This window comes from Aeromicrobium sp. Root472D3 (assembly GCF_001426485.1).
Classification (GTDB): domain Bacteria; phylum Actinomycetota; class Actinomycetes; order Propionibacteriales; family Nocardioidaceae; genus Aeromicrobium.
Genome location: NZ_LMET01000001.1, coordinates 1,713,552 through 1,730,382, shown reverse-complemented (window position 1 = coordinate 1,730,382; position 16,831 = coordinate 1,713,552). Strand labels below are relative to the sequence as shown.

16 protein-coding genes and 1 tRNA gene are annotated in these 16,831 nt (G+C 71.4%); 2 read left to right on the top strand and 15 right to left on the bottom strand.

What is annotated here, in order from left to right:
- Positions 1-30: 30 nt before the first annotated feature.
- The 3 genes from ASD10_RS08490 to ASD10_RS19030 all read right to left on the bottom strand — a co-directional run bounded on the left by ASD10_RS08490 (position 31) and on the right by ASD10_RS19030 (position 3,666).
- Positions 31-1,815 (bottom strand): choice-of-anchor G family protein, encoded by a 1,785-nt coding sequence (locus ASD10_RS08490; RefSeq protein ID WP_157432506.1) that lies wholly within the window; start codon positions 1,813-1,815, stop codon positions 31-33.
- Positions 1,816-1,966: 151 nt separating this feature from the next.
- A complete protein-coding gene (locus ASD10_RS19035; RefSeq protein WP_056607301.1) occupies positions 1,967-2,923 on the bottom strand; it encodes an HTTM domain-containing protein in 957 nt (318 codons plus the stop codon).
- Positions 2,920-3,666: a DUF5819 family protein gene (locus tag ASD10_RS19030; RefSeq protein ID WP_162248831.1), complete on the bottom strand. Its 747-nt coding sequence runs from the start codon at positions 3,664-3,666 to the stop codon at positions 2,920-2,922. The genes ASD10_RS19035 and ASD10_RS19030 overlap by 4 nt, the downstream gene beginning before the upstream one ends.
- 113 nt (positions 3,667-3,779) lie before the next feature.
- Here ASD10_RS19030 and ASD10_RS08475 point away from each other — a divergent pair, with 113 nt between their 5' ends.
- The gene (locus ASD10_RS08475) at positions 3,780-5,150 is read left to right on the top strand and encodes a GntP family permease (RefSeq protein ID WP_056607297.1); all 1,371 of its coding nucleotides are present in this window, start codon (positions 3,780-3,782) and stop codon (positions 5,148-5,150) included.
- Between the two features lie 65 nt (positions 5,151-5,215).
- Here ASD10_RS08475 and ASD10_RS08470 read toward each other — a convergent pair.
- The 12 genes from ASD10_RS08470 to ASD10_RS08420 form a co-directional block, all read right to left on the bottom strand.
- Positions 5,216-5,288: transfer RNA gene (locus tag ASD10_RS08470), tRNA-Ala, on the bottom strand.
- 65 nt (positions 5,289-5,353) lie between these two features.
- The gene (locus ASD10_RS08465; RefSeq protein ID WP_082556283.1) at positions 5,354-6,013 is read right to left on the bottom strand and encodes a histidine phosphatase family protein; all 660 of its coding nucleotides are present in this window, start codon (positions 6,011-6,013) and stop codon (positions 5,354-5,356) included.
- On the bottom strand, positions 6,010-6,363 hold the full coding sequence (gene rsfS / locus ASD10_RS08460; protein WP_056607295.1) for a ribosome silencing factor: 354 nt from the start codon (positions 6,361-6,363) through the stop codon (positions 6,010-6,012). Before rsfS ends, ASD10_RS08465 begins: the two co-directional genes overlap by 4 nt.
- Positions 6,360-7,013: a nicotinate-nucleotide adenylyltransferase gene (gene nadD, locus ASD10_RS08455; RefSeq protein WP_369797581.1), complete on the bottom strand. Its 654-nt coding sequence runs from the start codon at positions 7,011-7,013 to the stop codon at positions 6,360-6,362. The genes rsfS and nadD overlap by 4 nt, the downstream gene beginning before the upstream one ends.
- A complete protein-coding gene (locus ASD10_RS19175) occupies positions 7,010-7,162 on the bottom strand; it encodes a hypothetical protein (RefSeq protein ID WP_192166217.1) in 153 nt (50 codons plus the stop codon). The genes nadD and ASD10_RS19175 overlap by 4 nt, the downstream gene beginning before the upstream one ends.
- 77 nt (positions 7,163-7,239) lie before the next feature.
- On the bottom strand, positions 7,240-8,487 hold the full coding sequence (locus tag ASD10_RS08450; RefSeq protein ID WP_200938191.1) for a glutamate-5-semialdehyde dehydrogenase: 1,248 nt from the start codon (positions 8,485-8,487) through the stop codon (positions 7,240-7,242).
- Positions 8,488-8,510: 23 nt separating this feature from the next.
- Complete coding sequence (gene proB / locus ASD10_RS08445) at positions 8,511-9,599, bottom strand: glutamate 5-kinase (RefSeq protein WP_056607293.1); 1,089 nt, start codon at positions 9,597-9,599, stop codon at positions 8,511-8,513.
- The gene (gene obgE / locus ASD10_RS08440) at positions 9,599-11,149 is read right to left on the bottom strand and encodes a GTPase ObgE (RefSeq protein WP_056607291.1); all 1,551 of its coding nucleotides are present in this window, start codon (positions 11,147-11,149) and stop codon (positions 9,599-9,601) included. Before obgE ends, proB begins: the two co-directional genes overlap by 1 nt.
- Positions 11,150-11,280: 131 nt before the next feature.
- Positions 11,281-11,544, bottom strand: a complete 264-nt coding sequence (gene rpmA, locus ASD10_RS08435) for a 50S ribosomal protein L27 (RefSeq protein WP_056607289.1) — start codon at positions 11,542-11,544, stop codon at positions 11,281-11,283.
- A 12-nt stretch (positions 11,545-11,556) separates the two neighbouring features.
- Positions 11,557-11,865, bottom strand: coding sequence for a 50S ribosomal protein L21 (gene rplU, locus ASD10_RS08430; RefSeq protein ID WP_056607287.1), 309 nt, complete (start codon positions 11,863-11,865; stop codon positions 11,557-11,559).
- A 92-nt stretch (positions 11,866-11,957) separates the two neighbouring features.
- A complete protein-coding gene (locus ASD10_RS08425) occupies positions 11,958-14,633 on the bottom strand; it encodes an Rne/Rng family ribonuclease (protein ID WP_082556103.1) in 2,676 nt (891 codons plus the stop codon).
- A gap of 165 nt (positions 14,634-14,798) precedes the next feature.
- The gene (locus ASD10_RS08420) at positions 14,799-15,563 is read right to left on the bottom strand and encodes a TIGR03936 family radical SAM-associated protein (protein WP_056607285.1); all 765 of its coding nucleotides are present in this window, start codon (positions 15,561-15,563) and stop codon (positions 14,799-14,801) included.
- A 40-nt stretch (positions 15,564-15,603) separates the two neighbouring features.
- Between ASD10_RS08420 and ASD10_RS08415 the strand changes: the two genes are divergently transcribed.
- Positions 15,604-16,818: an MFS transporter gene (locus ASD10_RS08415; protein ID WP_056607283.1), complete on the top strand. Its 1,215-nt coding sequence runs from the start codon at positions 15,604-15,606 to the stop codon at positions 16,816-16,818.
- The last annotated feature ends 13 nt before the right edge of the window (positions 16,819-16,831 follow it).

Genomic DNA, 16,831 nt, shown 5'->3' with positions numbered 1-16,831 from the left:
CGCGGGTCACCGGCAGTCGTGTCGGATCGGTCAGACCTGGTTCAGGCGACGCTTCTCGTTGAGGAGCACCGCACCACCGAACAGCAGCAGGGCGATGCCCAGCAGCCAGAACGGGAGCAGGTTCGGCGCACCCGTCGACGGCAGTGCCGTCGTCACGTCGGCGTCGGCCTGCGCGTCGGCGTCGGCCACGGTGTCGGAGTCGTCACCGTTGTCGGCGTTGGCGTCGGCACCGTCGGAGACCGAGTCGCTGCCGTCACCGTTGTCGGCGGGAGCGTCGGAGTCGTCGGCGGCGGCGACCTGGTCGCTGACGACGTCAGCAGCGAGCGTCGCAGCCTCCGACGCGGCCAGCTCGACGTTCAGCGAGCTGCGCAGGACGTTGATCTTCAAAGCCGACGTGCGGTAGTAGTCGCCCACCGCGGCCGCGCTGATGGAGCCGGCGTTGACCGTGCCGGTGCTGAGCGTCGGGGTCTTGGACTGCGACTGGTTGTTCGCCGTCAGCTCGACGAGGCTGTTGAGCGACGGGACGAGCTGCGACAGCGCGGCGTCGATCGGGGTTCCCAGCTGCGTGACGGCGCTCGTCGCCTGCGTCAGGGCCTGCACCAGCGGCGGGACGAGCTGACCGGTCAGGTCCGTCAGCTTGATCGGCAGCGCGGTGTCCGCCAGCGTGACACTGACGTCGACCTTGCCCAGGTTGGTGACCAGATCGCTGATCGCCTTGTCGAGCACGGAGGTGATCTTCTCGCTGATCAGCCCGGTCGTGATGAACTGCAGCAGGTTCGTGTTGGGCGGCAGCTGGTTCAGGTTGACGCCGGCGGCCGTCAGGATCTGCTCGAGGTCGAGCGTGATCTTGCCGGTGTTGAGGTCGACCGACACGCCACCGCTGGAGAAGTTCGCCAGGCCGGTCGTGAGCTGGTCGAGACCCGTGACCTGGACCTTGATGAGCTGGTCCAGCCCGGCGGTGAGCCCCTGCACGCCCGACAGGAGGGGGTTGACCGCGCAGAGGTCGACGCCCGTGATCGGGGCGGCGGGGTTGTTCAGGATGGGGTCGAGCAGGTCGGCCAGCGCGCCCAGGTCGAGCGAGTCCAGCTGGGCGAGCAGCGTCGTCGTGGTGACGTTGAGCGTGTTGCCGACCAGCGGGCAGATCTGGGCAGCCGAGAGCGTGATGTCGTCGGCTGCCTTGACGGGCGCGACGGCGGTGGACAGCTGGTTGACGAGCGTGCCGATGAGCGGGACACCGACCTGCAGGTTGGCGCCCGCGATCTTGTAGCTGCGCGACGGGTTGCCCTTGTCGACGGTCGTGTTGGACGAGACGGCGCCGAGGCCCAGGTCGACGCTGGCGAGGTTGTCGTTGATGCCGGACAGCGGCCCGTTCTTCAGCGAGACCTTGGCGTCGGCGGGGACGCCGCCGTTCGTGGTCAGGGCGGCACCGGAGTCGTTCACGGCGCCCGAGGCGCCGATCGCCTTGCTGGTCGACTCGGCCGACGCGTACTGGTTGATCGCGCCGGCGGCACCGCTGGCGCTCAGGAACTTGGCGAGGTCGAGGTTCAGACCGCCGGGGATGTTGATCGGGAGCGCCGACAGGACGGTCAGGTCGAGCGGGTTCTTGTTGGCACCGGCGTTGCCGGGGTTGGCGGCCGTGACCCCGCGCAGCTGCGCGAGGGAGTCGAGGTTGGTGCCGCCGATCGATCCGGTCAGGAACCGTCCCGTCGAGTACGACTTGGTGGCGTCGGCGCCGTTGGCGGAGAACGACACCGCGGCGGTGACGATCATCGTCGCCGTGCCGAGGGCCAAGGTGTTCCTGGCAAGCTTGTTCATCGAGAAAGGACTCCCTTAGAGGTATGAGGTTCCGATGCCGAACGCAGGAGTTCGGGACCGCACATGTGACATGAGCCACGTTACTGAGAAGTACTGTACTCACAATCTTGGGCACATCTCCAAGACTGCAACGAACAAAGTGTCGCTCAGGTTATGTGACCTTGGTCCCATCTCGACCGGGACTTTCATCTGATGACCGCGCGACCCTCTGGTGCACCCACGAGCGCGCTCGGACCCACGAGGTGTCGCTGACGAGGATCATGTCGACCGCGATCATGACCAGCGAGAAGTACATGATCCCCATGAGCAGACCGATCCCGAGGTGCATCGCGGTCACGACGAGGAGCGCCACGAACCGTGTCGGGCGGTAGATCAGGAACACCGGGAAGAACATCTGCACGAAGATCGCGGTGTACGTCGCGCCCGCGATGAACGCCGAGCTCGCGTACAGCGGGTGCAGCACGTCGTTCCACGGCGAGTACGCGTCGGTCTGCAACGGGTAGTACACCGCGGTGCCGTCCTTCCACACCGCGCTCTGCACCTTCCAGAACGACGACCCGAGGTAGACCATCACGACCTGGTGGACGATCAGGATCGTCGCGAGGTTGTGCAGCGTGTTGCTCATCCACGCGGGGACGATGCCCGGCACCTCGCCCCGCCGGCGGCGGCTGCGCGCGTCGAGCGACCAGTGGCGGCCCGCGTCGGTGAAGCACATGTAGAGCAGCACCATGCGCAGGATCGCGTCGCCCCCGGAGCCGACGAACGGGTTGCTGACGTACAGCGACACCCACAGCAGCAGCGTCATGAACGACGACGCCCGCGTGTAGAGCCCCAGCATCATCAGCACGCCGAACACGATCGTGGCCAGGTACGCCAGGTCGAACCACGCGCCGCCGGTCTGCGCGAACAGGCCGAGGAACGACGGCCAGCCGCGGCCGGCCAGCACCTGCTCGGTCCACCGCGACCCGTCGCCCCACGTGTACTGCCGGTCGGGCCAGTTCACGATCAGCTGGCTCGCGACGATGAAGCCCAGGATCATGCGGGTGACCGACAGCCCGTACGTCGAGTGCTTGGCGTCGGTCAGCCAGGCCGCGGCGCGCGCGATCACCGGTGGCTCCGGTCGAAGTCGCGGACGGACGCCCGCTCGGACGCCGAGCCCGGGGTCGGTCGCCGCCACCCACCGACGTCGCGCACGACCTCGGGCCGGGCGGCCCGGCGCTCGGCCGCGGTGCCGCCACGGGCGGCGAACGGCGTGACCCCCTGACGCCTGATCGCGTAGCGCACCGCGGTCAGCTCGACGTCGGGGTACCGCGCCTGCAGGACGTCGGTGGCCAGCTGCGTGGCGGCCTGCTCGTAGCGCAGGAAGCCCAGCCGTGCCGTGGGTGAGGCGCCCGCCGACTCGAGCTCGTCCGACAACTCGGCCCAGCTCGGCGGGTCGGTCTGCGGCGAGCTCGTCACGACGACCTCCTGCGAGTCGTCGAGGGCGGCCGCGCGGCTCTGCAGCGGCGACACGAGCTTGTTGGTGACGTAGCCCGCCCGGCCGCCGATCAGCCGGTGCCGGACGAGGTCGAGCTCGACGGCCGTCCAGTCGACCCACTCGGTGCGCACCTGGTCGCCGTCGGCGTCGGTGTAGGCGGCCTGGAACAGCAGGCTGCGGTCCTCCGAGATCGGGTTGGGCGCGAACAGCCGCCAGTTCTGCGTGAAGTACGGGTCGAGGTACGACGTCTGCCCGCGCGTCGCGTCGGAGTAGCGGTTCGGCGGCAGCGCGGCGAGCGTCACCGCGACGAGGTGCAGGCCCACGATCGCGACGACGACCGCGATGAAGGCGGATCGCAGGGTCGGTCGGGGCACGGGCACACGCTACCAACGCGCGGCCCCTCGGGAGGGGGGTCGACGTGACGTGCGTCGCAGTAGAGTGCACAGCCGAGGCGGCGCCCGCCGGCTCGGCTGGAGGGGGAAGTCCTGTGGAGGTCCTGCACACCGCGATCGCGATCGTCCTGGCGGTCGGTCTGATCATCGTCGTCAAGGTCGATCCGGTGATCTCGCTGATCATCGCGTCGCTCTACCTGGGGCTGGCTGCCGGCGTCGGCTTCGCCGACACCGTCACGGCCATCACGACGGGCTTCGGCAACATCATGGCCGAGGTGGGCCTGCTGATCGGGTTCGGAGTGCTGATCGGGGCCCTCCTGCACTCGATGGGCACGTTCACCAAGCTGGTGCACGCCCTGCTGGCGCTGGTGGGGCCCGGGCGTCTCCCCTACGCCCTGACGGGTGCGCTGTCGACGATCTTCCCGTCGATCTACGTCGACGTGCAGGTCGTCCTCGCCGCTCCCCTGGCCCGCTCGTCCGCCCCGCACATCGGTCGTCGCGGGCTCCCGCTGCTGGCCGGCGCGATCGGCACCGGCATCTTCGCGGGCTACGTGTTCGTGATCCCCGGGCTCGCCGCGGTCTCGATCGCGGGACTGCTCGACATCCCGCTCGGCACGTGGCTCGTCTACGGCATCGTGCTCGGCCCCCTGACGGCGATCCTGACGACGTTCCTGTTCTCGCTGCTGCTGCGCACGCGCTACTGGAAGCCCGAGCACGACGAGGAGCGCGGTGCGGCCGACGAGCGCGAGCTCGCCTCCACCGAGGCCGCCGACGAGCGCGCCCGCGCCGCCGAGAAGGGCGCGGACCGCGGGCTGCCCCTGGGCGTCCTGCTGCTGCCGATCCTCGTGCCGCTGCTGCTCATCGCGTTCGGGGCCTTCGCCGACCTGGGCGACTTCTCGAGCCCGGCGATCGCGTTCCTCGGCGACGCCAACATCGCGCTGTTCATCGGCCTGGTGGGGGCCTACGTGCTGTCGCGGACGACGGCCGGACGCGAGTCGACCGACGGCGCGCTGTCGTCGGGCTTCAGCACGACCGGCGAGATCCTGCTGATCACCGGCATCGGCGGCTCGCTCGGCGAGGTCATCACGGCCACGGGCCTCGACAAGACGCTGTCGGACCTGTTCTCCGCCGATGCCGGCGCACCCATCATCGTCAGCGTGCTGCTCGCCTGGTTCATCGCCGCGCTGCTGCACCTGGCGATCGGCTCGGTGTCGGTCGCCGCGATCACCGCCGCGGGCATCATCGCGCCCGTCGTCGCCTCGACGGGGGTCGCACCGATCGCGATCGGTCTGGCGATCGCCTCGGGCGCGATGTTCGCGCTACAGGTCAACAGCAACTTCTTCTGGATGTTCAAGTCGCTGCTCAACCTGACGACGCAGGGGGCGCTCAAGACCATGACGGTCGTGACGAGCATCGCGTCGCTCATCTCGCTGCCGATGGTCATCGCGATCGCGCTGGTGGTCTGACCGCCCGGGACACCCGCGACAACGACGAAGGCCCCGCCGTCAGGCGGGGCCTTCGTCGTACCGGGTGGAGCATAGGAGATTCGAACTCCTGACCTCTTCCATGCCATGGAAGCGCGCTACCAACTGCGCCAATGCCCCGCGGTGAGCCCCTCAGCAGGGCCTCGCCAAGCCTAGCGTGTCCCCTCCGTCTTCCCCAAACCGGGTCACTCCTCGTCCGACAGGACGGGCTCCGGGAGCGTGCCGGCGTTCCACTCGGTCAGCCGCCACTTCGACCAGTCGCCGCTGCGGTTCTCCTCCAGGACCGACCACGAGCAGTTGCTCAGGCCGCCCAAGCTCGACCAGTGCGTCTCGGGGATCTGCAGGAAGGAGCAGACGCCGGTGCGCAGGACGGCGCCGTGGGCGACGACCACGAGCGTCCCCCCGGCCGGCAGCTGCGCCAGGTGGTCGCGCAGGGCGTCGGCGAACCGCTCGCCGGCCTGCCGGTGCGTCTCGCTGCCGGGGATCTGGGTCTCGTCGCCCTCGACCCAGGCGCGCATCCCGTCGGGGAACGCGGCCCACGCCTCGCGCCACGTCATGCCCTCGCGCTCGCCGAAGTTCATCTCGCGCAGCCTCGGGTCGAGCTCGACCTCACGCCCCGTCACCCGAGCCAGCTGACGCGCCGTGTCGTGCGCGCGCACCAGGTCGGAGCTCACGATGCGATCGGGCTCGAGGGCGGCCAGACGCGCCGCTGCCGCGCGGGCCTGCTCGCGGCCCACGTCGTCGAGCTGCGTGTCGGACTGGCCCTGCACGCGTCCGGCGAGGTTCCACTCGGTGCGGCCGTGCCGCCACAGGACGATGCGGCGCTGCGACCGTGACAGCGTCACGCGACGGCGACGGTCGGGCAGTCGCTCCACAGTCGCTCGAGGGCGTAGAAGACCCGCTCCTCCTGGTGCTGCACGTGCACGACGATGTCCTGGAAGTCGAGCAGCACCCAGCGGCCCTCTCGCTCGCCCTCGCGGCGGACGGCCTTGACGCCGAGCGCGATCATGCGCTCCTCGATGGCGTCCTGGACGGCCTTGACCTGGCGCTGGCTCGACGCCGAGCACAGCAGGAAGACGTCGGTCAGGGCGAGCTGCTCGGAGACGTCGAAGGCGATGATGTCGGTCGCGAGCTTGTCGCCGGCCGCGTCGGCGGCGGCGCGGGTCAGCTCGACCGCGCGGTCGGTGGCTGTCATGTGGGGATGCCTTCTTCTGCGGTGGTGTCGGTGGTCGTGGGGGCCCGGTAGAGCTCGTGCTTGCCGATGTACTGGACGACGCCGTCGGGGACGAGGTACCAGACCGGCTCGTCGCGCTCGACGCGGTGACGGCAGTCGGTCGACGAGATCGCCAGGGCGGGGATCTCGACGAGCGTGATGCGGTCGGCGGGCAGGCCGTCGAGCGTCGCGTCGTCCATCTCGTGACCGGGACGGGTCACGCCGACGAACTGGGCCAGCTCGAACAGCTCGTCGTGGTCGCGCCACGTCAGCAGCGCGGCCATCGCGTCGGCGCCCGTGATGAAGTACAGGTCGGCGTCGGGGTGCAGCGCCGAGAGCTCGCGCAGCGTGTCGATCGTGTACGTCGGGCCGTGACGGTCGATGTCGACCCGGCTGACGTTGAAGCGCGGGTTGGCGGCCGTCGCGATGACGGTCATGAGGTAGCGGTCCTCGGCCGGGGAGACCGTGCGATCGGCCTTCTGCCACGGCTGGCCCGTCGGGACGAACACGACCTCGTCGAGGTCGAACCACGACTGGACCTCGCTGGCCGCCACGAGGTGACCGTGGTGGATGGGGTCGAACGTGCCGCCCATGACGCCGACGCGCCGGCGGGCGGGGACCACGCCGGTCAGGAGTGCTCGCGTCCCTTGCCGAACGCCAGCAGGGCCAGGACGAGGACCACGAGGATCGCGAGGGCGATCGCGCCGACCGCGTACGGGTTGATGCCGATGTCACGCAGCTGGTGCTCGGACTCTTCGGCGGCGACGAGGAACGAATGCATGGGCCGAGGATATCAGTGAGCCGCCGACGGCGACGCGTCAGCGACCCCGCCCCGCGCCCACGGCTCACCGAGGTGGCTCAGCGGACGTGGCCGTCGCCCGTCACGACGTACGTCGTGGTGGTCATCTCGGTCAGGCCCATGGGGCCACGCGCGTGCAGCTTCTGCGTCGAGATGCCGATCTCGGCCCCGAAGCCCAGCTCTCCCCCGTCGGTGAAGCGCGTCGACGCGTTGACCATGACCGCGGCGGAGTCGACGCCGCGCGTGAACCTGGTGGACGCGGCCAGCGACGACGTCACGATGGCCTCGGTGTGCCCCGACGAGAACCGGCGGATGTGCGCGACGGCGTCGTCGAGCGACTCGACCACCCGCGCGGAGATGTCGAGCGACAGGTACTCGGCGGCGTGGTCGTCGTCGGTCGCGGCCACGACGGCGGGGCCCGCGGCACGGAACGTCTCGTCGCCGTGCACCGTCACCCCGGCCTCGTGCAGCGCCCGGACGACCCGCGGCACGAAGTCGGCGGCGACGTCGCGGTGCACCAGCAGCGACTCGGCGGCGTTGCAGACGCTCGTGCGGTGGGTCTTGGCGTTCATCACGATCGCGAGCGCCATGTCGAGATCGGCGTCGGCGTCGACGTACACGTGGCAGTTGCCGACACCCGTCTCGATGACGGGGACCGTGGACTCCTCGACGACCGCCTGGATCAGGCCGGCCCCTCCCCGGGGGATCACGAGGTCGACGAGCCCGCGCGCCTGCATGAGGTGCGTCGCCGACGACCGGTCGTCCGCCGGGATCTGCTGGACGCAGTCGGCCGGCAGACCGGCGTGCTCGAGGGCGCCGCGCATGACGTCGACGATCGCCGCGTTCGACCGCGCTGCCGACGCCGACCCGCGCAGCAGCGCCGCGCTGCCGGCCTTGAGGCAGATGCCGGCAGCGTCGGCGGTGACGTTGGGCCGTCCCTCGTAGATCATGCCGATGACGCCCATCGGCACGCGGACCTGCTGCATGCGCAGGCCGTTGGCCAGCGTCGAGCCGCGCACGACCTCGCCGACCGGGTCGGGCAGGCCCGCGACGTCGCGCAGCCCCTGCGCGAACGCGGCGACCCGGGACGCGTCGAGCCGCAGCCGGTCGACGACGTTCTCGCCCGTGCCCGCGGCGCGAGCCGTCTCGACGTCGACGTCGTTGGCCGCGACGATCGCGTCGGTCGCGGCGACCAGCGCGTCGGCCATCGCGTGCAGCGCGGCGTCCTTGTCGGCACGTGTGGTGAGCGCGAGGGTGGCGGCGGCGGTGCGAGCGCGGCGGGCGGCGTCGTGGACGAGTTCCTTCACGCCCCAGATCGTACTGGCGCAGGTCAGACGAGCATCAGGTCGTCGCGGTGCACGACCTCGCGCTCGTACTCGGCGCCCAGCTCGGCGGCGAGCTCGTGCGTCGACCGTCCGAGCAGGGCGGGCAGCTCGGCGCTGTCGTAGTTGACGATGCCGCGGGCGATCACGACGTCGTCGGGCCCGACCATGTCGATCGGGTCGCCGGCGCTGAAGGTGCCGCCGACACCCGTGATGCCGGCCGGCAGCAGCGACGCCTTGCGCAGCGTCAGGGCCCGGACCGCGCCGGCGTCGAGGTGCACGCGCCCCTTGGTGGTGCTGGCGTGCGCGAGCCACAGCAGACGGGTGGGACGGCGACGGCCCGTCGCGTGGAACGTCGTGCCGACCCCCTCGCCGGCGAGCGCCGCGGCCGCGTTGGCGGCCGACGTCAGCAGCACCGGGATGCCCGCGCCGGTCGCGATGCGGGCGGCCTCGACCTTGGTGACCATGCCGCCGGTGCCGATCGCGGACGCGCTGGGCCGCACGATGTCGAGCGCCGCGAGATCGGCCTCGCCGCGCACGTCGGGCACCAGGCTCGTGCCCTCGAGCGACGGGTCGCCGTCGTACAGGCCGTCGACGTCCGACAGCAGCACGAGGCGGTCGGCGTGCACCAGGTGCGACACCAGGGCGGCCAGCCGGTCGTTGTCGCCGAAGCGGATCTCGCTGGTCGCGACGGTGTCGTTCTCGTTGACGACCGGAACGACCCCGAGGTCGAGCAGGCGCGCGAACGTCTGGAACGCGTTGCGGTAGTGGCTGCGGCGCGTGACGTCGTCAGCGGTCAGCAGCACCTGTCCGACCACGAGGCCGTGCTGCGAGAAGCGCTCGGCGTAGCGGGCGATCAGGGCGCCCTGGCCGACGCTGGCGGCGGCCTGCTGGGTCGCGAGGTCGCGGGGACGCCGCGACAGGCCGAGCGGCGCCAGACCTGCGGCGATGGCTCCCGAGCTGACCAGGACGATCTCGTCACCGCGGCCGCGCGCGGCCGCGAGGGCGTCGACCAGGGCATCGACGCGCCCGGCGTCGAGGCCGCCGCCGGCCGAGCTCAGCGACGACGACCCGACCTTGACGACGACGCGCGCCACTAGCGGACGTCCTCGCCCTCGCCGCCCTCGAGAGCGCCATCCTCCAGGTCGTCGGCGTCCTCGGGGAAGGTCCAGTCGGGCTCGCGGCTCTCGCCGCGCTCCTCGCGCCGCTCGGCCTCGAAGGCCCGCTTGGCCGCGAGCTCCGCGCGTCGCTGCACGTTCGTGCGACGGTCGGACTGGTCGATGCGCAGGTCCTCGCCGCGGCGGCCCAGCACCTCGGCACCGGCCGTGACCTGCGGGTCGAAGTCGAAGACCACGGCGTTGTCCTCGTCGCCGATGACGACGTCGTCGCCGGCCGTCGCGCCGAGCTTGAGCAGCTCGTCCTCGACGCCCAGCCGGTTGAGCCGGTCGGCCAGGAAGCCGACCGCCTCGTCGTTGGAGAAGTCGGTCTGGCGCACCCAGCGCTTGGGCTTCTCGCCGCGCACGACCCACTGGCCGTTGACCTGCGTGATCGTGAACTCGCGACCGACCCCGGCCTCGGCCTTGGGGCGCAGGACGATGCGGGTGATCTCGGCGACGGGCGCCGCGGCGCGCCGCGAGGCGACGATCTCGGCCATCGCGAACGACAGCTCGCGCAGGCCGGCGTGGCTGGCCGCCGACACGTCGAAGACGTCGAGGCCGCGCGCCTCGAGCTCGTCGCGCACGAAGCCCGCGATCTCCTTGGCGTCCGGCACGTCGGTCTTGTTGAGCGCGACCAGTCGGGGACGGTCGAGCAGGTCGCTGCCGGTCGCCTCGGAGTAGGCCTTGAGCTCGGCCTCGATGACGTCGAGGTCGGTCAGCGGGTCGCGGCCGGGATCGACCGTCGCGCAGTCGATGACGTGCACCAGGGCGGCACAGCGCTCGACGTGGCGCAGGAAGTCGTGGCCGAGGCCGCGCCCCTCGCTGGCACCCTCGATCAGGCCGGGGACGTCGGCGACCGTGAACGTCGTCGAGCCGGCCGTGACGACGCCGAGGTTGGGCGCCAGGGTCGTGAACGGGTAGTCGGCGATCTTGGGCCGGGCCCGCGACAGCGAGGCGATCAGGCTGGACTTGCCGGCGCTCGGGAAGCCGATGAGGCCGATGTCGGCCACGACCTTGAGCTCCATCGTGATGGTCAGCTCGTCGCCGGGCTCGCCCTTCAGGGCGAAGCCGGGGGCCTTGCGCTTGGACGAGGCCAGGGCCGAGTTGCCCAGGCCGCCACGCCCGCCCGCCGCGATGACGAGCTCGGTGCCGGGACCGACGAGGTCGGCCAGCACCTCGCCCGACGAGTCCTTGAGCACCGTGCCGTCGGGGACGCGCAGCACCAGGTCCTCGCCGTTGCTGCCGCTGCGGTTGTTGCCCGCGCCCGGCGCACCGTTGGTGCCGCGGCGGTGCGGCTCGTGGTGGTAGTCGATGAGCGTCGTGACGTCGGCGCCGACCTGCAGGATGACGCTGCCGCCGTTGCCGCCGTTGCCGCCGTCGGGGCCTCCGAGGGGCTTGAACTTCTCGCGGTGGACCGAGGCCACACCGTCGCCACCGGACCCGCCTGCGACGTGGAGCGTCACCTTGTCGACGAAGCTGGGGACAGCCATCGGCCGCTCCTTCCGTACGGGCCCGGGTGCGGGCGTGGATCGATGAGGGGAAAGCAGAGTGGGGCGGTCCGCAGCTGCGGACCGCCCCACCTCACTGGTTCTACTGCGTTCTACGGGTGTTGCTCCAGGCGTTACGCGACAGGAACGCCCGGGACGATGTTGACGACCTTGCGTCCACGACGACGGCCGAACTCGACCGCACCCGCCGACAGCGCGAAGAGCGTGTCGTCGCCGCCACGGCCCACGTTGGTGCCGGGGTGGAAGTGGGTGCCACGCTGGCGGACGATGATCTCGCCGGCGTTGACGAGCTGACCGCCGAAGCGCTTCACGCCGAGGCGCTGTGAGTTGGAGTCGCGGCCGTTCTTGGTGGAGGCTGCGCCCTTCTTGTGTGCCATGTGCTCAGTCCTCTACTTCTTGATCTCGGTGATCTTGACCTGGGTGTACTTCTGACGGTGACCCTGACGCTTCTTGTAGCCCGTCTTGTTCTTGTACTTCTGGATCACGATCTTGGGACCCTTCGTCAGGCCGAGGACCTCGGCCGTGACGGTGATCTTGGCCAGCGAGTCGGCGTCGGCCGTCACTGTGTCGCCGTCGACGAAGAGGACGGCGGGAAGCGCGACCGTCTCGCCCTCGGCCTGGACGACCTTGTCGATCTCGATGACGTCGCCGACAGCAACCTTCTGCTGGTTGCCGCCACTGCGCACGATTGCGTACACCACGGAATCCTCACTCATTTCAACTCTGGGGCACGGCCCACGACAAGCAGGACGCGCGAAGAACGGGGCGCTGGACGCACCGAAGGGACAGTTTACGTAGCCGGACCCTCGCGGGTCAAAACGGGGTCATCTCCCCCGTCGCCGCCACCAGCGAAAGGGAGCGGCTCGGCAGGTGCCGGAGGACCGGCCGGCTTGCTCGCCGCACCGCGCTTGCGCGCCGTACGCCGGATCGTGACGGGCTTCTCGGCCGGCTCGGCGCTCGCGGCCGCCGGGGCCTCGGACGTCGGGGACTCGACCGGCGCGACCGGCGCTGTGTCAGGTGTCACAGGTGCGACGACCTCGGCGGGGGCCTGCTCGGACGTCTGCGGAGCCGCAGCGGCCGCGGCAGCGGGCGCAGCGGGGGTCGACGGCTGCGGCCTGGGCGTCTCGGCCTGGGGGGCCTCGGCCTTGGGCTCGGTGGGCCGCGGCGCACCGCCCCGTCCTCCGCCGTTGCCCTGCTGGTTGCCGCCGTGGGAGCGGCCACCGTTGCCGTTGCCGTTGTTGCCGCCGCCGTTGTTGCCGCCGCCGTTGTTCCCGTTGCCGCTGTTGCCGCTGTTGCCTCCGCGGCCACCACCGCCGCGCTGGCCCCGGCGGGGCTCGTCGCGCTTGGGCTCGACGGGGGCGTCCTGGATCAGGACGCCACGGCCGTGGCAGTGGTCGCACTCGTGGCTGAACGACTCGAGCAGGCCCGTGCCGATGCGCTTGCGCGTCATCTGCACCAGGCCGAGCGACGTGACCTCGGCGACCTGGTGACGCGTGCGGTCGCGCCCCAGGCACTCGACGAGACGTCGCAGCACGAGGTCGCGGTTGCTCTCGAGCACCATGTCGATGAAGTCGACGACGATGATGCCGCCGATGTCGCGCAGGCGCAGCTGGCGCACGACCTCCTCGGCGGCCTCGAGGTTGTTCTTGGTGACGGTCTCCTCGAGGTTGCCGCCCGAGCCGGTGTACTTGCCGGTGTTGACGTCGACGACCGTCATGGCCTCGGTGCGGTCGATGACCAGCGAGCCGCCGGACGGCAGGAACACCTTGCGGTCGAGCGCCTTGTGGATCTGCTCGTCGAGGCGGTACGACGTGAACGCGTCGACCTCGGTGTCGTCCCAGCGCTTGACGCGGTCGGTCAGGTCGGGCGCGACGTGGTCGATGTAGCCCTTGATCATGTCCCAGGCGTCGTCACCCTCGACGACGAGACCGTGGAAGTCCTCGTTGAACAGGTCGCGGACGACCTTGATCATCAGGTCGGGCTCGGAGTAGAGCAGCTCGGGGGCCTTGCCCGCGGCGACCTTGCCCTCGATGACCTCCCAGCGGGCCGACAGCGCCGTGACGTCGCGCGTCAGCTGGTCCTCCGTGGCGCCCTCGGCCGCCGTGCGCACGATGACGCCGGTGTTCTCGGGCAGCACCTCCTTGAGGAGGGTCTTGAGGCGGGCGCGCTCGTTCTCGGGCAGCTTGCGCGAGATGCCGCTGGTCTGTCCGCCGGGGACGAGCACCAGGAAGCGGCCGGGCAGGCTGACCTGGCTGGTCAGGCGGGCGCCCTTCTGGCCGATCGGGTCCTTGCTGACCTGCACCAGGATCGTCTGGCCGGGCGACAGCGCGTCCTCGATCTTGCGGGCCTTGCCGTTGCCGAGCGTGGTCCAGTCGACCTCGCCGGCGTAGAGCACGGCGTTGCGCCCGGCACCGATGTCGACGAACGCGGCCTCCATGCTCGGCAGCACGTTCTGCACCTTGCCGAGGTAGACGTTGCCGATGATCGAGACCTGCGACTCGCGCGCCACGTAGTGCTCGACCAGGACGTTGTCCTCGATGACCGCGATCTGCGTGTAGTCGTCGCGCTGGCGCACGACCATCTCGCGCTTGACCGACTCGCGGCGGGCCAGGAACTCGGCCTCCGACACGATCGGCGCGCGACGACGTCCGGCCTCACGGCCCTCGCGGCGACGCTGCTTCTTGGCCTCGAGGCGTGTCGAGCCCTGCACGCCGGTGATCTCGTCCTCGGCGCTGCGACCGTTGCGGACCCGCACGACGGTGTTCTCGGGGTCGTCGGGCTGCACGTCGGCACCCTCGCCGGCGCGGGCACGACGGCGACGGCGGCGCGTGGGGCCGTTGCCGTCGTCGTCGGACTCGTCGGTCTGATCGGCGTCGGCGTCGGACGACTCGTCGGTGTCGCTCTCGCCCTTGCGGCGGCGACGTCCGCCGCGGCTGCGGCGACGGCGACGGGGTGCGTCGGGGTCGTCGTCGTCGGACTCGGCGTCGTCCTGCTCGTCGGTGTCGGTGTCGGCGTCGGCCGTCTCGACCTCGGGTCGGGACCGTCGGGCCGGGGCGAGGCCGGGCTCGGGAGCCTGGAACATCGCGGCGACCGCAGCCACGGGCGCGGCGGCCTCGGCGGTGTCCTCGAGCACCTCGGCCGACTCGGCGTCGTCGTCCGCGGTCTCGTCGACCACGTCGGCGACGGGCGCGGGGGCCGACGCCTTCTTGGTGGCCCGGCGCGCGGGCGCCTTCTTCGCGGCCTTCTTGGCCGGCGCCTGGGCCGCCGGGGCGGCCGGCTCGTCGTCGACGGGCTCCGCGGCCGCGGGAGCCTTCGCCGCCCTGGCCTTCGCGGGGGCCGCGACGGGAGCCGCGAAGCTGACGGCCGCGGGCGGGCCCGCGGGACGCCCGGCCGCGCGGCGGCGCGTCTGCGGTGCGGGGCTGCTGGCGGTGGTGCTGTCGGTCGGTGTCTCGTTCTCGTCGAGCATGCGCTCTCCTTCGCCCTGCGCCGATCGGGATCGGCCCCTGGCTCGTCTGCGGTCCGGCCTGCGGACCTGAAGTTCGGTCAACCCCTGCGCCACGCGCGGGGGTGTGACGGCGTCATCCGGTCTGTCACATCGACTCCCACACCTGCCGCCGCGGTCAGCACCCGATCAGGGCACGTCGCGGTCGAAGGCAAGTGGATCGCCCACCGAGCCGTCCCCCGCATCCAGAGGACCTTGGGCCAAGCGAGTCGCGATGGGCGTCTGCTCGAGCTCGAGGCCCCCGCTGGAACGGAGTCCGGCAAGAACGTCGTCTGGTCGTATCGACGGTGTGTCGTGTCGCACAACCACCACCAGTATCGCACACGGTCCTGACGGGGTCTCGTCAGAACGCGCCGCGAGGCGCAGCACGGCGGACCGGCAGTCGAGCGTGCGGAGCCCGCGCTTCATCATCCGCTCGATCAGGACCTCGTCGGCGGCGAGGAATCCCTCGACCGCCGACGCGGCGTGCTCGACCGTCACGCCGGGCAGCGCGATCTGCCAGGCACTGCCCTGCAGACGGTCGGCGAGCGCACCGGGGCGGGCCACGACGACGTCGACGATGTCGAGCCCTTCGGGCAGCGCGGCGTCGAGCAGGCCGCGGACCTCGTCGGCGTCGCAGGGGCGCGTCATGCCGATCTCGAGGTACTCGGCCTCGCTCGCGGCACCGGTCGGCGACGCGTTCGCGTAGCTGATCTTGGGGTGCGGGGTGAAGCCCGACGAGAAGCCGATCGGGATGCCCGCGCGGCGCACCGCCCGCTCGAAGGCACGGGCGAAGTCGCGGTGGCTCGTGAACCGCAGACGTCCGCGCTTGGCGTAGCGGATGCGCAGCTTCTGCACGATCGGCAGCTGCGGGTTCGGCGCTTCGGGATTGGGGGTTCCCTCGAGGGTCGTCACCCGTCGAGGCTACCCGCGGGCCGCCCGGGACAATGGACGGGTGACGACTCCCTCCCCCGCCCCCACCACCGGCGGACGGTGGCTCGTCGCGGCCGCCATCGTGCTGCTCGCCGCCAACCTGCGCGTCGCGGTCGGCAGCATCGGCGTCGTGCTGGGCAGCATCCGCGACGACCTGGCGATGAGCGCGACGGTCGCCGGCGTGCTGACGACCCTGCCCGTCGTGTGCTTCGCGGTCTTCGGCGTCGGCACCGCCGGTCTCGTGCGGCGCGCCGGCCTGCACCGCGCCGCGGCCGCCGTGCTGGTGCTCGTCGCGACGGGCATCGTCACGCGCTCGCTGGTCGACAGCACCGTCGTGTTCCTGCTGTGCAGCGTCGTGGCGCTGGCCGGCGCCGCGGTCGGCAACGTGATCCTGCCGCCGCTGGTCAAGGCGCACTTCCCCGACCGGATCCCGCTCGTCAGCTCGATGTACGGCGCGGCACTGATGGCGGGCGCGTCGCTGGCCTCGGCCGCGACGGTGCCGCTGTCGGACGCGCTCGGCGGCTGGCGCCAGGGCGTCGGGGCGTGGGCCGTGCTGTCGGTCGTCGCGCTCGTGCCGTGGCTGCTGATGCTGCGGCGCGACGTCCACGGCTCCCCCGAGGCGCACGACCGGCTGCCGATGTCGGTCGTGCTGCGCTCGCGTCTGGTGTGGGCCATGGTGCTGCTGTTCGCGGCCCAGTCGGCCGCCGCCTACGCGCAGTTCGGCTGGTTCGCCGAGATCCTGACCGATGCGGGCATCTCGGACGGCTCGGCGGGGGCGCTGCTCGCGGTCGTCAGTGCCGTCGGCATCCCCCTGACGCTGTCGCTGCCGTGGCTCATGCGCCTGACGGGCGACACCCCCTACCTGCCGTGGGCGTTCGCCGCCGTGACGGCGATCGGCTGGCTCGGCGTGCTGGTCGCGCCCGCGACGACGCCGTGGGCGTGGGCCGTGCTGCTGGGGCTCGGCGGCGGCGCGTTCACGTGGTCGTTGACGATGATCGCGCGCCGCACCCGCACGACCGCCGGCACCGCCGCCCTGTCGGTCGCGACGCAGGGCTTCGGCTACCTGATCGCAGGCCTCGGGCCGTTCGGCGTCGGTGCCCTGCACGACGCGACGGGCTCGTGGACCGCACCGCTCGTCTGCCTGATCGGGCTCGCCGCCGTCATCGCGGTGTGCGGCACGGTCGTGGCGCGGCCCGTGATGCTCGAGGACACCCTCGGGCCCCGGCGGGGCGACTGACCCCGCCGGAGGC

What these genes read in the sequence shown, in the direction of transcription:
- rpmA (WP_056607289.1), bottom strand. Translation starts at nt 11,544, where the DNA reads ATGGCACACAAGAAGGGCGCAGCCTCCACCAAGAACGGCCGCGACTCC.
- rsfS (WP_056607295.1), bottom strand. Translation starts at nt 6,363, where the DNA reads ATGACAGCCACCGACCGCGCGGTCGAGCTGACCCGCGCCGCCGCCGAC.
- ASD10_RS08425 (WP_082556103.1), bottom strand. Translation starts at nt 14,633, where the DNA reads ATGCTCGACGAGAACGAGACACCGACCGACAGCACCACCGCCAGCAGC.
- ASD10_RS19175 (WP_192166217.1), bottom strand. Translation starts at nt 7,162, where the DNA reads ATGCATTCGTTCCTCGTCGCCGCCGAAGAGTCCGAGCACCAGCTGCGT.
- obgE (WP_056607291.1), bottom strand. Translation starts at nt 11,149, where the DNA reads ATGGCTGTCCCCAGCTTCGTCGACAAGGTGACGCTCCACGTCGCAGGC.
- ASD10_RS08490 (WP_157432506.1), bottom strand. Translation starts at nt 1,815, where the DNA reads ATGAACAAGCTTGCCAGGAACACCTTGGCCCTCGGCACGGCGACGATG.